12 protein-coding genes are annotated in these 14,337 nt (G+C 33.3%); 8 read left to right on the top strand and 4 right to left on the bottom strand.

Features of this window, described 5'->3' with window-relative positions; all coding sequences use genetic code 11:
• Window positions 1-74 precede the first annotated feature (74 nt).
• A complete protein-coding gene (locus tag DK442_RS00145; RefSeq protein ID WP_109433815.1) occupies window positions 75-2,573 on the top strand; it encodes a zinc-dependent metalloprotease in 2,499 nt (832 codons plus the stop codon).
• A gap of 392 nt (window positions 2,574-2,965) precedes the next feature.
• A complete protein-coding gene (locus DK442_RS00150) occupies window positions 2,966-6,406 on the top strand; it encodes a family 16 glycosylhydrolase (RefSeq protein WP_109433816.1) in 3,441 nt (1,146 codons plus the stop codon).
• A gap of 88 nt (window positions 6,407-6,494) precedes the next feature.
• Here the strand turns inward: DK442_RS00150 and DK442_RS00155 are convergent, their stop codons facing one another.
• The 3 genes from DK442_RS00155 to DK442_RS00165 all read right to left on the bottom strand — a co-directional run bounded on the left by DK442_RS00155 (window position 6,495) and on the right by DK442_RS00165 (window position 9,151).
• Window positions 6,495-7,151, bottom strand: coding sequence for a DUF4494 domain-containing protein (locus tag DK442_RS00155; RefSeq protein ID WP_109433817.1), 657 nt, complete (start codon window positions 7,149-7,151; stop codon window positions 6,495-6,497).
• 219 nt (window positions 7,152-7,370) lie between these two features.
• A complete protein-coding gene (locus tag DK442_RS00160) occupies window positions 7,371-8,573 on the bottom strand; it encodes an SH3 domain-containing protein (RefSeq protein ID WP_109433818.1) in 1,203 nt (400 codons plus the stop codon).
• Between the two features lie 104 nt (window positions 8,574-8,677).
• A complete protein-coding gene (locus tag DK442_RS00165; protein WP_109433819.1) occupies window positions 8,678-9,151 on the bottom strand; it encodes an NTF2 fold immunity protein in 474 nt (157 codons plus the stop codon).
• Between the two features lie 308 nt (window positions 9,152-9,459).
• On the opposite strand from DK442_RS00165, the gene DK442_RS00170 reads away from it, so the two are divergent.
• The 3 genes from DK442_RS00170 to DK442_RS00180 all read left to right on the top strand — a co-directional run bounded on the left by DK442_RS00170 (window position 9,460) and on the right by DK442_RS00180 (window position 11,807).
• Window positions 9,460-10,164: a sterol desaturase family protein gene (locus DK442_RS00170; protein ID WP_109433820.1), complete on the top strand. Its 705-nt coding sequence runs from the start codon at window positions 9,460-9,462 to the stop codon at window positions 10,162-10,164.
• 170 nt (window positions 10,165-10,334) lie between these two features.
• Window positions 10,335-10,895 carry a hypothetical protein gene (locus DK442_RS00175; protein WP_160113989.1) on the top strand — a complete coding sequence of 187 codons (561 nt, stop codon included), beginning with the start codon at window positions 10,335-10,337 and terminating at the stop codon, window positions 10,893-10,895.
• 72 nt (window positions 10,896-10,967) lie between these two features.
• The gene (locus DK442_RS00180) at window positions 10,968-11,807 is read left to right on the top strand and encodes a family 16 glycosylhydrolase (RefSeq protein ID WP_160113990.1); all 840 of its coding nucleotides are present in this window, start codon (window positions 10,968-10,970) and stop codon (window positions 11,805-11,807) included.
• Window positions 11,808-11,824: 17 nt separating this feature from the next.
• On the opposite strand, the gene DK442_RS00185 is transcribed toward DK442_RS00180, so the two are convergent.
• Entirely contained in the window at window positions 11,825-12,229 is a 405-nt protein-coding gene (locus DK442_RS00185; protein WP_109433823.1) for a hypothetical protein, read from the bottom strand.
• 213 nt (window positions 12,230-12,442) lie between these two features.
• Here DK442_RS00185 and DK442_RS00190 point away from each other — a divergent pair, with 213 nt between their 5' ends.
• The 3 genes from DK442_RS00190 (at window position 12,443) to DK442_RS00200 (ending at window position 14,322) form a co-directional block, all read left to right on the top strand.
• Window positions 12,443-13,000, top strand: coding sequence for a TIR domain-containing protein (locus tag DK442_RS00190; protein ID WP_109433824.1), 558 nt, complete (start codon window positions 12,443-12,445; stop codon window positions 12,998-13,000).
• Between the two features lie 307 nt (window positions 13,001-13,307).
• Complete coding sequence (locus DK442_RS00195; RefSeq protein ID WP_160113991.1) at window positions 13,308-13,688, top strand: hypothetical protein; 381 nt, start codon at window positions 13,308-13,310, stop codon at window positions 13,686-13,688.
• A gap of 49 nt (window positions 13,689-13,737) precedes the next feature.
• Window positions 13,738-14,322: a penicillin-binding protein activator LpoB gene (locus tag DK442_RS00200; RefSeq protein ID WP_109433826.1), complete on the top strand. Its 585-nt coding sequence runs from the start codon at window positions 13,738-13,740 to the stop codon at window positions 14,320-14,322.
• The last annotated feature ends 15 nt before the right edge of the window (window positions 14,323-14,337 follow it).

Consider the following 14,337-nt stretch of genomic DNA (forward strand, 5'->3'; position numbering starts at 1 on the left):
AAAGCTTTAACCATACTTTCACATACCTGTTATGGTTATTTTACTACCTTCCGCGGATTAAAAAAATTGACACAATGCGCAAAAATACACTCAGGCTACTATTTTGTATAGTAGCTATTATTACTACAGGTTGTTCTGTTCTTCAACCTCAAAAAGGAAAAACGGCTTCTACCGAAACCAAAAAGCCCTCTAAAAGCAAAGAATCTATTAAACCTTATAATGAGGTCATTACCAAAAAAGCTAAGACCGATGAAGGTCTATTTGCTGTACATAGTTTAGATGATAAATACTATTATGAAATTCCTGATTCTTTGCTAAACCGGGAGATGCTTATGGTCACTCGTATTGCCAAAACAGCTACCGGAATTGGATTTGGTGGTGGAAAACAAAATACACAGGTATTACGATGGCAACGAAAAAATAAGCAAATATTATTAAGAGTAGTTTCTCATCAAATCTTTGCTTCTGACTCTTTGCCGATTCACGAAGCCGTTGAGAATTCTAATTTTGAACCTGTATTATATGCTTTCCCGATTAAGGCCTTTCATAAAGATTCTTTGGATACATCAAAAAATGCTACCGTTATCGATGTCACTAATCTATACAAAAAAGATGTAAAAGCTCTTGGACTTCCTGACAGTCGACGCAAACAATTTAAAATCTCAAAATTAGATGATAGCAGATCATATATTGATACGCTTAGAAGTTACCCATTAAATATAGAGGCACGTCATGTAAAAACATATAATGCCGCTAACCCGCCATCTAATACAAGTACAGGTTCTATCTCTTTAGAAATGAGTAATTCTATGATTCTACTACCTAAAACCCCTATGAAGCGTAGATATTTTGATCAGCGTGTAGGATGGTTTGCTCGTGGACAAGTAGATTATGGGTTAGAAGCACAAGAAAGTAAGACGTTGCGCTATCTGGATCGATGGAGGCTTGAGGTGCGTGATGAAGATATGGATAAGTTTAAACGCGGAGAATTGGTAGTTCCGAAAAAACAAATCGTATATTATATTGACCGTGCTACACCAAAAAAATGGAGAACGTATATCAAACAGGGGATCGAAGACTGGCAAGTAGCTTTTGAAGAAGCTGGGTTTAAAGATGCAATTATCGCCAAAGATCCTCCTACAGAAGAAGAAGATCCTGATTGGAGTCCGGAAGATGTGCGCTATTCTGTTGTGCGTTATCTCGCTTCTCCTATTCCAAATGCAAATGGGCCGCATGTAAGTGATCCAAGATCTGGTGAAATACTAGAAAGTGATATTAATTGGTATCACAATGTGATGAGCTTATTACGTAATTGGTTTTTTGTACAAACCGCTGCAATTAATCCAGAAGCGCAAGATGTCGCTTTTAAGGATGAAGTGATGGGGAGATTAATTCGATTTGTATCTGCTCATGAAGTGGGTCATACTTTGGGATTACCTCATAATATGGGTAGTAGTGTAGCTTATCCCGTGGAATCCTTAAGAAATCCTGAATTCACCAAGAAATATGGTACTGCACCTTCTATTATGGACTATGCTCGTTTTAACTATGTAGCACAACCAGGAGATGGTGATGTGGCTTTAATGCCAAATATCGGAATATATGATAAACATGCCATACGATGGGGGTACAGACCAATACATGATCAAACTGCAGAAGGAGAAAAGAAAACACTAGACAGCTGGATCCTCAAACATCAAAACGATCCAATGTATCGATTTGGAAGACAGCAATTTGGTGTAATTGATCCAAGTTCACAAACTGAAGATCTTGGTGATGATGCTGTAAACGCAAGTACTTATGGAATCAAAAATTTAAAACGCATTGTTCCTAATCTTATCAAATGGACTGCAAAAGATGGTAAAAACTATGATGATCTTGGGACTATGTACAGACAAGTATTAGGGCAGTACAATCGTTATATGGGACATGTATCTTCTAATATTGGAGGAGTTTATGAGTATTTCAAAACTTATGATCAAGAAGGTGCTGTATATTCTCATGTAACAAAAACAAATCAGAAACGTGCTATGAAATTTTTACATGAGCAACTCTTTACTACTCCAAGTTGGTTACTGGATAAAAATATCTTTGATAAAATTGAATCTGCTGGTAATGTCGAGCGTATTCGTAATTTCCAGGTGAGAACTTTAAACAACCTATTAGATCATGGTAGAATGGCTCGATTAATCGAGAATGAAGCCTTAAATAATAGAGAAGCTTATACCCTACTGGATATGATGACCGAACTACGAACGGGATTATGGACAGAGCTACGTAATGGTAGAACTATTGATGTATATCGTCGTAATCTACAGCGAGCATATATTGATAGAATGGAGTTTTTAATGACAAAAGAACAACCTAAAATTCCTGAGAATATCAGACGTTTTGTAAAACGCACCAATGTCAATGCATCACAGAGTGACATTAGAGCAGTTGTACGTGCAGAACTAAACACGCTACGTAGAAATGTTAGAAATGCTATCGGTAGAAGTTCCAACACAATGACAAGATATCATTTGCAAGATATTGTAGAACGTATCACAACAATTTTGGATCCTAAAAAATAAAATCTCGGTTATATATAGTGTTAAACCTCTTATTTGATATTTCAAATAGGAGGTTTTCTTTTTTTATTAATACCCTCTTCTTTCTTATTAACTAAAATTTCCTGATAGTTTACAATATTTTCTACTTACAAAGGAAGGTTCTACCTTACCAATAAACCACAAACCCTTGTAAATCAAATAAAAAACAATCACAAACACTTCTTTTAATTGTAAATAATACATTTTATTTTATTTCGAATTCTAACCCAATCACTACGAATACTTTTAATATCCTACGAATACTAAACTCATTTATAGAATTCTATTGGTCGTGACTAATTTTATGATTCATTTATGAATTTTAATTCAACTAAAACCTAAACTCAGATCAACAACAAACACAAACACTAATCATGAAAAAATTCACTTATCTTTTATGTACATTGCTATTCTGCCTTGTATTTCAAAAGTCATTCGCACAGCCCGCTCCTCCTAATGGAAAAAAGTGGGAAAAAATTGAAGCCATGTCTGATGAATTTAATGGCAATTCACTTAACACTACTAAATGGGATGATCAAGATCCTCAATGGCAAGGAAGACGGCCCGCCAGGTTCGAAAAATCTTCTGTAAAAGTAGGAAACGGAAATCTGCAGGTTACTGCCTCAAAAAAATCAAGTCCTTCTAATGGATGGACACATAACGGAGGTCTGGTAAGATCTAAAACCAAAAACACTTATGGGTACTATGAAGCCCGAATGAAAGCGAACAAAACTTTTATGTCTTCAACGTTTTGGTTATTTAACAAAAGAAATGAACATACAGGTTGTGATGTAAGAACAACTGAACTTGATGTTACCGAAAATGTAGGTCTTAATACGGGAGGGCAATCCTGGATTAATAGAAATATTGTCACCATCAATTCCAATACTCATAGTAGAGGGACTACTTGTAATAGTACACCTGTTGGTATTAAAGGTGCTAAATCAGATATTGGCGAACCTGCTTATGCAGATTATCATACCTATGGTGTTTGGTGGAAAGGTCCAAAAGAGCTTTTATTTTATCTAGATGGTAAATTAGTTCATCAGATAACTCCGGTTGCCAATTTTAATCTTGGGATGTATTTACGAATGGTCGTAGAAACTTATGATTGGAATCCTCCAAAAGCAGGAAAAGATGGAATGAATGATTCTCAAGCTAACAGAACCACCTTTTACGATTGGGTAAGATCCTACAAATTAGTAGATTGTAATTCTAACTGTGGTAATCCAGACCCTGATCCAACTCCTAATACAGTATCTATAGATTGTAATAGTTTACCTTCTTCTTTAACTTCAAGTACTTCTATTGAGGTACCGGTTAAGTATACCGCCGATCAAAATAGAGATGTAGTCGTAGAGTTATGGAATTCTGGATGGTTAGGACAAGGTAAAAAGACCGTTAGTGCAGGATCTGGCACTACAACAGTTACAATCAACTTAAATAACGCCCCTGCTTCGGGCACTAATTATGTACTGAAAGCTAGTGTTAGACCGGTTGGAGGAACATGGCAACAGAATATTAAAGCGTGTTCTAAAAATGATGTAACACTTTCGGTTGTAACACCAGATCCCGACCCTGATCCTAACCCCACTAATCCACAAACAGTTTCATTATCAGCTATTGATGATGCTTATTTACAAGGAAGCACTCGATTTAACACTACTTCTTTACGAACAGAAAATGGAAGAAGAGTTTCCTATCTTAAATTTAATGTCTCAGACATTAAGGGTACTATTACTGATGCAAACCTAAAATTGACGGTCAGCAATGACGCTGGTAGTGGTAATATTAATGTTAATGCTGGTAATAGTAATACCTGGACCGAAAATAACCTAAGCACTTCTAATGCTCCTGGAGTTGGCTTATTATTAGGTAATTTAAACAAAACCTATAGCTTAAATCAAACACAAAATTTCACATTAAGTAACGTTGTTCTAAACGGTAACTTCTTAACACTTGTAGTCACTCAAACTGGGGGTAATGATGTAAGTTTTGCTTCAGATGAAAGTCAAAATGGTAAACCAGTATTAACAATTACATATAATCCTTCATCAGATCCAAACCCCAATCAGGATCCTAGTGCGGTATCTGTAGATTGTAATAGTTTACCCTCTTCTTTAACCACAGGCACTTCTATTGAGGTTCCTGTTACCTATACTGCTGATCAAAATAGAGATGTGGTGGTAGAATTATGGAACTCTGGGTGGTTAGGACAAGGTAGGAAGACTGTAGAGGCAGGCTCAGGAACAACTATAGTAACTATTAACCTAAATAATGCTCCGGCAACAGGTTCTAATTATTTATTGAAAGCTAGTGTTAGACCAGTAGGTGCAGGATGGCAACAAAACATCAAATCATGTTCTAAAAATAATATCACACTTTCGACTACTACTCCAGATCCTGATCCAGTTATTGTATCTATAGATTGTAGTAGTTTACCTTCTTCATTAAATACAGGTACTTCTATTGAGGTTCCGGTTAAGTATAGTGCCGATCAAAATAGAGATGTGGTAATAGAATTATGGAATTCTGGATGGTTAGGACAAGGTAGGAAAACTGTTGGTGTAGGTTCAGGGACTACTACAGTAACCATCAACTTAAATAATGCTCCAGCAGCAGGTTCTAATTACTTATTAAAAGCTAGTGTTAGACCAGTTGGTGCAGGGTGGCAACAAAACATCAAATCATGCTCTAAGAACAATATAACTCTTTCGGCTAATAATCCAGGTCCAAATCCAAGTAGAAAAAATGTACTATTTGTTAGAGGAGGAAATGGAAGCGGAGGCTTTCTAGAAGGAGGTTCTAATGAACAATTAGCCGATATCACTAACTTCCAAACTTTTAACGGTAACCATGGCTGGGGTACTTTTGCAGAAGTATTACGTAACAATGGATATACTCTAACTCAAGTTACCGAAGGTGGCGGAGGAAATGCTGCGGTAAACTTTGCTAATATGAACCTAGCACAATACGATATCATAGTATTAGGCTCTAACAATGCTTTTTATAACAATACCCAAGTGAATGCTATAGATAACTGGGTACGGAACGGTGGAGGACTTCTTACTATTAGTGATGCAAATTTTGGTTCTTCCTGGTGTGATGCTCCTAATTCTGATCAAAACTTTCTTTCTCGATATGGGATCATCGTTAATCAAGATCAAGGAACATATGCTCTAAGGAGAACGAGTGGAGATTTTGTAAATGGTAGTCATCCTATTCTTAATGGAGTTAATGTTTTTGACGGAGAAGGAGTTTCTCCTTTTACAGTTGAAAATACTATACCTACGGGAGTAACAGTTCAACGATTAGTAAAAGTAAAAGGTAATCTTAGGCAGAATAATCGTACAGGAGGTAATTGTCAGGGAACATCAAGAGGATCAGGAAATAAAGACGCTGTCCTAGTTGTTGCTTCGGCAGGAAGCGGAAGAGTTGTTGGACATTATGACAGAAACACTTTCTTTAATCAAAATGGAGCGGGAACTAATATTAATCGATTTGATAATAAAAAATATGCTCTTAATATCTTTAATTGGTTAATGGGGAATGCTAATGCAAGATCATTTAGTATTAATAGCGAAGAGACTATAGAAAATTCGATAACCGTTTACCCTAATCCTTCTATAGATATTACGACTATAAATGGTCTTAAAAAAGGAGATCATATTCAAGTATATAGTTCTTTAGGAAAAGAAGTTCTTAATATACATGCAAGTTCAGAACGAGAATCAATTGAGATGTCTGCCTTGCCTTCGGGAGTTTATATCATTTCGATTGCAGGAAAAAATAAAATAAGACTCTTAAAACAATAATCATTTTTAACACTCACCCTCAACTTAAAAACCGCCAAGTAAAACTAAACTTGGCGGTTTTTTTATATGTTCAATTCTTTTATTTTTTTTAGAACTTATATTCCTTTTCGGGCGACTCATCTATTGGCATTCCTTCCTCTTCGATCTCCTCCTCCTGTAATACTTCTTCTTCCGTTTCTTTTACAATTTCTTCTGTTAGTGTTTCTTCTGCTACAGGTCTCTCTTCTTCTACTTCCTCTACTATTTCTTCTACAGGAGCACCCGAGTCTTTTATAGCCTTGAAACGTTCTACCTGTGACAATTCTCCTTCTTCACCCGAAAAATACGGAAAAACATCCATAATAGGAGATTCTGCAATTGCAGGTATTGTATAATCCCCCATAGTATCTTTCATTGCAGTATTTGTATTATCAAATGCTTCCTTTACATCATTTGCCTGTATCAACAAATACATATTTGATTTCCTTTCTTTACCACTCTCTTCATCATAAGCGATTAAAGAAACTTTAGATTTAAACCAACGATCAGAATTTTCAAATGGGTGAATCTCTGCAAAATTGGCCACTTTTATATTCATGATTTTAAACTCTTCACTAACATATGCAGACATTTCTTCGTTAATTCTGGTTTCTGCTTCTGTATAGGAGATAGCATCGACCAAATAAGGTTCAGTGACCATTTTCTGCACTCCAGATTCATTTATCTTTCTATACTTTACTTTACATTCATACCAAGTTGCACTCATATTTTTCTTTTTTAGGGTGCCAAATATAAATTTTAAAAAAAGGGATTTCTATAAATATGAATAATAGATATTCACAATCTTTCAAATTACATTCTCTTTCTAACACTTCTAATTGTTACCAGATAATATCAATCACAAATAACACTAAAAAAACATACTAATTATAAGCTTAAAAGAGACATATAGCCCATGATATCAATGGTTAAAAACGCCACATAATTATGGAATAACAATAAAACTTAATTTTTCCGCTTTTCCGTTCTTAAAAGAAAGTATGATATTGTAATAATCGAAAAACGGCAAATCATATTTATTAGGATATCTGCCATTATAATATACCCATCGCGAAGCCAGATTTACAAATTCTTCTTCTGTAGTATCCTTATCAATCGAAGTACCATTAATGACAAAAGTATTTCCTTTTCCTTTAAAATCTATCCAGACTACTTCTGCTAAGTTCTTTTTTTTATCCACTACAAACTCAGCACTATCATAATAATACCTTAGATTACCACTATAGCAACAATCAATTTCTTCTTCTATTATCTTTATAGGTTTGCCTAATACTTCAAGCATTTCAGAATATGTAACCTCTGTGTAATTCGGGAATTGTATACCATTAATTTTTATGTACGTCTCTTCTGATCTACCTATTGCTTCTAGTTCTTTATAATCCAATGTCTGAGTTAAACCTTTTGCAATTTGTATTTGTAATTTGGTATATTCAATCTTTTTTTTGTCTCCGAATTGTTCTGCCACGCTCAGGAATCGTTCTAATGCAGGAACCTTAGAACCCGATGTGTTCCAGGCAAATTCTACCAGCCGCTCTGCAATTTTTTTTCTACCTTTTATATTGGCAATAGGTATAGTATCAAATTGATGATATAAATTTTCTAATTTGGGTCTTGCCCCAAGAAATTTTTGCTGTACAAATCCTTTATTCACCTTAACCCATGCATTAGGATCATATGGGTAAAAATCTATTCCTGTTACTTCTCCCATTGTGAAATATGACACTATTTTAGCATCAGGATTAGGGAGTTCTCTTATTCTTAATGATGCCACTTGCACAAACATATGCGGTGAACCATAATGTCCATCATTTTCTATGACAGGCGGGGGTGATAAAGAATATAAATCACTTATATGTAGTCCTTCTTTTATCAATGCACTATCTACAAAACCAATCATACCATTATCGACCTTTACTTTAATCCATGGCTGTTGTTCTTCAGACAACACTTCTACTCCTGCTCCTCTGAGCAATACTCCAATTGCTTTTTTATTGGTATCATATGCCGTGTAAAGTTCTGTAGGAGACACGATCCATTGTTTTTGTCCAAACCCTAAGTAGCCAAATAGAAAAAGTGCAAAGAAAACTATTGTTGTTGTTTCTTTAACAAAGGAATCATCTTTAATCATAGCATAAAGCTACAATTTTTAAATAAGATTATTCTTAGACTTCATCTGTAGGTATGGGACTATTCTTTTGAAAAGATATTGAGAATTAGATATTAGGCATGGTTTTACAATCCCTCATATTTTCCGTCTTCATCCACCAAATACACTTCGTCCAAAATCCATTTCGAATCAGTTTTTATATATCTATATTCATAATTATATTCCATAAAATCAAACTCCCTGTCTTTAAATGTAGTTTTGACAATGGCTACTTCATCATCAATTATTTCTTCCGTAATTTTTTCTTGTTCACCACAATGATCCGCCTCGCTACCATAAACAATACCTTGATATTTTTTATCAGGACTACAATATTTTAAAATTAAATCGTGATACGCCTTCTCAATCTTTTCATCAGCACTTTCATCATCACTATTACTTAATATATACGCAAGATCATTCCATTCTTTATAATCTACAATAAATTCTTCTGTCAATTGAGTAGGTGATTTTACGTTCATTCCTGAGTTTTCCTTCGCCTTAGTATCCATACAACTGTAAAATACCAAAGTCAATAGTATTACAATAGCTCTCTTCATAAATAAGTATATGCAGCAATACCTGCATAAGAGTATTTTATTTCTTTTTCCTTTTTTTCTTATTATCTCACAAATGATCTATATCATTTCTTAAATAAAGAAATACATACCTCTTTTTGATAAAGATCAGATGACAAGTATAATTATATCCCAAAACAAATTTAGACCCAAAGTACTATTCACAACACACTGTTTTCAGTGAAATAGCAATAACTATATTCCATCAACATCAAAAAAACATATTATTTATTCAAAATAAAATTACTTTAGCAAACACATACTTTTTATATTGTAGTAAAACTTTTATCATGCTTATATCTGTTTCAGATATCATTATCGCTTTACAAGATCCTTTTCTTTTTTGGGGACTGTTATTGGGTTCGAACGTAATTATGTTTTTGGGTACAGTCTTGATAAGTTATTGTTGGTCCTCGTTCTATCGTCATGAAAAATTACCGCTAACAAAAAAGGACATTAGGTTATCAGTATTTATTATGATAATCAACACAATTGTAGCTGTACCTGGATATATTCTTTTTACCTATTCGAAGATTGTTTTTAGTGATATCAATTTTATAAGAGATTTCCTATTACTATTCTTTATTGTTGACTTTATGATGTATGTATTTCACTACATTTCTCATTATGTTCGACCATTTTCTCTTATACATAAAGAGCATCATGAACATTACAATTTTAATGAGATCAGTTTATATGTAATGCATCCTGCAGAAGCACTTCTTTTTGGTTTTATATTAACCATAATTCCTCTGTTTATTACACTTAACTTATATAGTTTCATATTTTTTCTATTTTTTAACTGGATAGCAGGTGTGATATCACACTTAAACACCTCTTCTGATCAAAGAATGTCATTATTTGGAAATAATATCTTTCATAAAAACCATCATCAATATCCGAAGTATAATTTTGGTTTTTACACTACTATTTGGGATAAAATTTTCAGAACTTACTATAATACAGAAACAACAAAAACTATGAACAAAAACTAGAATTCAATACTTAAAAACAACTATCTAAAGACAAACTGTATGAATTATGTTCAAACCTAATTCTTGCATTTTTTTTCACAAACATTAATTCAATTTTTTAAGACTATTTCTAGAATAAAAGTATCTTGTTACCATAACCACAATTATAGGCTATAAAATAAATTCACATAATGATCTACAAAATCTACATCATATCGTCAATTATTATTTCCATTTTTTTGATTTCCTGCAAGTCTAATGATAAAAACCAAGTTGATTCGAATACTGAGAATGTAACAAAGAAACCTCCTTCTCTAACAGAACAAGATAATAATGCAGTATTACAAGAAAATGAGGATACCAACACAGCATCAACTAAAGATGAAACAAGCAACGGCATAATGCATCATTTTATATGCTATACTAGTGACGATAATCCAGACCTTGCCATTTCTATTAGCTTTGATGAAAATGCTAATGCATTACAAGTACAATATAAAGGGCAAAAAGAATCTATGACTTTGTCCTATATAAAAGAAGATTTTGATAAAGGCGGAGCTTATCCCACTACAAGAACATATTATACCGAATTATATAATGGAAAAGAAAATGGTGTTTATAAATTAACCCATGCAGGTTTATGGGACTACGCTGAATACACCCGAAATAAAGACGGTAAAAAATTTAATTTCACTATTAATCATGAGCTATCCATACAAAATGATGATTATCGAACTTCACCGTGCTTTTAAAGCTCACCGATAAAAACTGAATAATTGCTTGCTATCAATTCGTAAAAATTACATTACTATTTATACATCTAGATGAAAAAAATAATAACTTGCCTCGTGACTGTACTCTTTTTTTTAACCAATAGCAGAGCGCAAGACTGGAAAACAACTCCAATTCCCGAAGATGTGAAGAATGCTCATCTGTGGATATTAGACACTCAACATTCTGATGATTTTAATTATGAAGGAAAGAATGCTCAATTTTACAAAATCTGGAAAGACAGTTATGTTAATGATTGGAAAGGCCCTGGCTTGACTTATTTTTCTTCTGATCATAGTGTAATCAAGAATGGAAATCTAGAAATAAAGGCTGAAAGAAAAGACCCTGGCAACGTGTATTGCGGAGTTATAAGTGCTAAAACTCCAATAATTTATCCTATTTTCACAGAAGTTCGTATGAAGATTAGCGGCCTTAAACTTTCTTCTAACTTTTGGTACATTAGTAAAGATCAGGTAAATGAAATTGATATTAATGAAACTTATGGCGCCGAACCTAAAGGAGGTAAAACCATGGGGACAAATTATCATATTTTTCAACGAGAACCTTTTAAAGATCTTTCTAAAGAGCCAAAACATTTTGAAGCAGAAGGAGGACCTATGTTAAAAGATGATTACCATCGTTTTGGTTGTTACTGGAAAGACCCATTTACCTTTTATTTTTATCTTGACGGTAAATTAGTTCGTGAAATGAACATCAAGGATCCTCGTACACCAAGTGTTGGTTTTAATCAATCCCTGCTTATGATTTTAGATACCGAAGATCACCAATGGCGCTCTGACAAAGGTATTATAGCTACAGATGAGGAATTAAAAAACCCTTCACAAAATACAATGTATGTAGATTGGGTACGAGTATACATCCCTAAAAAATAGCTCCTTGAAAAACTCTATTATTGAAATACAAGTACAGCTTTTCCATCAACACATTCAACATCTATTGGGGTTGCTGGAACAAAACAATCAGACACTATCCCCCATTTTTTATTAAATGCTTTCATTGCCGTCTTATGTGTTTCAACCTTCTTTAAAAAATCATCAGTATCTATAGTAAGAGGGTAGGCTATAAATCCAGACGGGCCACCACAAGCTTTACTTCCTATTGAGGTAAAAGACCAATCATCTGGATTTGTACAGTCAACACTTTCTGCTATTTTAGTAATTTCTTCAAGCATTGTTTTTAAGTTAGTATTATCCTGCTCCTGAGACAATGATGAATCATCATCATTACCGCATCCGACTAAAATTGTTAAAAACAATATTATTAAAACCTGTATCCCTTTTCCCTTTGATTTCATGATTGAAGTTTATTTTTGAATAAGATGAAAAAACAAATAAAAGGTTGCGCATTGGCACACAAACTTAAGCATCGAAAAAACAATTTAGGTTCGATTTCAAATCAATTTGTATAAAGCTAAAAGAATTACTATAAGACATTTTTAACAAAACTACTTACAACAAAATCTATATGTAATACGTTAAATGTTCACACACATCATGCTCTAGAATTAATGAATATATTACCTAAATACGGGTTGTTACAATTTAGAAACGCTGCAAGGATATATAGTAAACCTATCATTGAAAGCCTGAAACTTTTTAAAGAAGAAACAAAGTTTTTAAAAGTCACTCTATTTTTTTCTCACAAGCATGATGAACTAGAAGAACTAGATAGTGCAATTAATTTTTTAAAAGGATTTGGAGTACTCATTTATGCCGATCATATTACCGAGGAAGAAAATGAAGAAGATAACGACGATATCCATGCCAAGCGTATACAACAAGAAACAGAAGAAAAAATAAAACAGAATACAAAATTTATTTTTCTGGCAACCGAAAATGCAATCAACTCAAAACGTTGTAAATGGGAATTACGGTATGCTAATACTCAAAAAAAACTAGATCAGATTGCTATCTTGCCTATAAGAGAGGATTTTACTGACTATGGCGGTGAAGAATATCTACAGAAATATCCATATATTCAAAAAAGTGATACCGATCCAGATGGATATGATGTAAAATACCCAAACGGAGATGCTATTCCCTTAGGAATATGGCTGGCATCATAATTTCAAAACCTCATATAAAATACTTTAACCAATTTTATTTGTCCTATCAACCTTATTAGACAAATTTATCCTTATATATAGTTTTTACTCTTCATCCAAAAAAGATTCAATAAAAAAGTAGGGGATTCTATTTCTCATTTGTTTTTATACATAGAATCATTTGGAAATATTTTCTAATGTGAAGCAACCTTTTGGTTTTTAATTTGTCATTTATTTCTACAATACATTAGAATTAGATACTAACATTGATTCGATATTTTTTGATGTGATCAATGAGACAAAACTTAAAAAATTAATTTTTACACATATGAAAAAGGAATATTTAATACTCGTTTTAATCATGTTAGGCTTTATGAGTCATGCACAAGCAATAGCACCTCTTGTAACAGGTCAAAATCCTAATTACAAAATAGCTATGAATAAAGTGATAAACAATAATCATAAATACACATTACAGCAGGGAACGACTGTACAACAAACATATAAAGCCATTGACCCCTTGGAGGAAAAAAGAGAATTACGTTCGAGAAAAAAGCAATATCGATCACAACGAGCATATTGGAGACACCAAAGAAAGTTAAAACGTATTGAGAACACTCAATATTATGATTATGGGTATTATGATAGATCTTACTACAGAAATACTTGGTTATCATTAGGACTTTGGGGAGCATGTACTGTGTGGTAATCTTATAACAAAAAAATAAAATTTAGAATACATATAATAACATCATAAAATGAAAAAAACAACAATAGCAATAGTTGCAATAATGTCAATATTTTTAACCTTTTCATGTGCAAGAAAGATTACACGAGTAGCTCCTGATACACAAATTGATATTAGTGGTAGATGGAATGATACAGATTCTCGTTATGCGGCAGAAGAACTAACTGACGAGGCAATTACATCAAATTGGATAACAGATCATATTCAGAAAAAAGGTAAAAAGCCTGTAGTCATCGTTGGTTTGGTTCGTAACAAATCTCACGAACATATAGAAAGTGAAACTTTTATTAAGGATATGGAAAAAGCATTCATTAAGCAACAAAAAGTTAGCGTTGTACAAGGTGGTAAAATGCGTGAAGAATTGAGAGCAGAACGTGCTGAACAACAAAACAATTCATCTTTATCTACAGTCAAAAAATTTGGATTAGAGATGGGAGCAGATTATATGCTACAGGGTAATATCAATTCTATAGTAGACGCACATAAAAATCAAAAAGTTGTGTATTATCAGATTGATCTTGAACTCACAAATCTTGAAACTAACGAGAAAGTATGGATAGGAGATAAAAAAATAAAAAAATTCGTTAAAAACTGATAATTTCTCATCTCT

Source organism: Aquimarina sp. AU119, assembly GCF_900312735.1.
Taxonomy (GTDB): domain Bacteria; phylum Bacteroidota; class Bacteroidia; order Flavobacteriales; family Flavobacteriaceae; genus Aquimarina; species Aquimarina algiphila.

What these genes read in the sequence shown, in the direction of transcription:
- DK442_RS00180 (WP_160113990.1), top strand. Translation starts at nt 10,968, where the DNA reads ATGAAAAAAATAATAACTTGCCTCGTGACTGTACTCTTTTTTTTAACC.
- DK442_RS00145 (WP_109433815.1), top strand. Translation starts at nt 75, where the DNA reads ATGCGCAAAAATACACTCAGGCTACTATTTTGTATAGTAGCTATTATT.
- DK442_RS00185 (WP_109433823.1), bottom strand. Translation starts at nt 12,229, where the DNA reads ATGAAATCAAAGGGAAAAGGGATACAGGTTTTAATAATATTGTTTTTA.
- DK442_RS00190 (WP_109433824.1), top strand. Translation starts at nt 12,443, where the DNA reads ATGAATATATTACCTAAATACGGGTTGTTACAATTTAGAAACGCTGCA.
- DK442_RS00200 (WP_109433826.1), top strand. Translation starts at nt 13,738, where the DNA reads ATGAAAAAAACAACAATAGCAATAGTTGCAATAATGTCAATATTTTTA.
- DK442_RS00195 (WP_160113991.1), top strand. Translation starts at nt 13,308, where the DNA reads ATGAAAAAGGAATATTTAATACTCGTTTTAATCATGTTAGGCTTTATG.
- DK442_RS00155 (WP_109433817.1), bottom strand. Translation starts at nt 7,151, where the DNA reads ATGAGTGCAACTTGGTATGAATGTAAAGTAAAGTATAGAAAGATAAAT.
- DK442_RS00175 (WP_160113989.1), top strand. Translation starts at nt 10,335, where the DNA reads ATGATCTACAAAATCTACATCATATCGTCAATTATTATTTCCATTTTT.
- DK442_RS00150 (WP_109433816.1), top strand. Translation starts at nt 2,966, where the DNA reads ATGAAAAAATTCACTTATCTTTTATGTACATTGCTATTCTGCCTTGTA.
- DK442_RS00160 (WP_109433818.1), bottom strand. Translation starts at nt 8,573, where the DNA reads ATGATTAAAGATGATTCCTTTGTTAAAGAAACAACAACAATAGTTTTC.
- DK442_RS00170 (WP_109433820.1), top strand. Translation starts at nt 9,460, where the DNA reads ATGCTTATATCTGTTTCAGATATCATTATCGCTTTACAAGATCCTTTT.
- DK442_RS00165 (WP_109433819.1), bottom strand. Translation starts at nt 9,151, where the DNA reads ATGAAGAGAGCTATTGTAATACTATTGACTTTGGTATTTTACAGTTGT.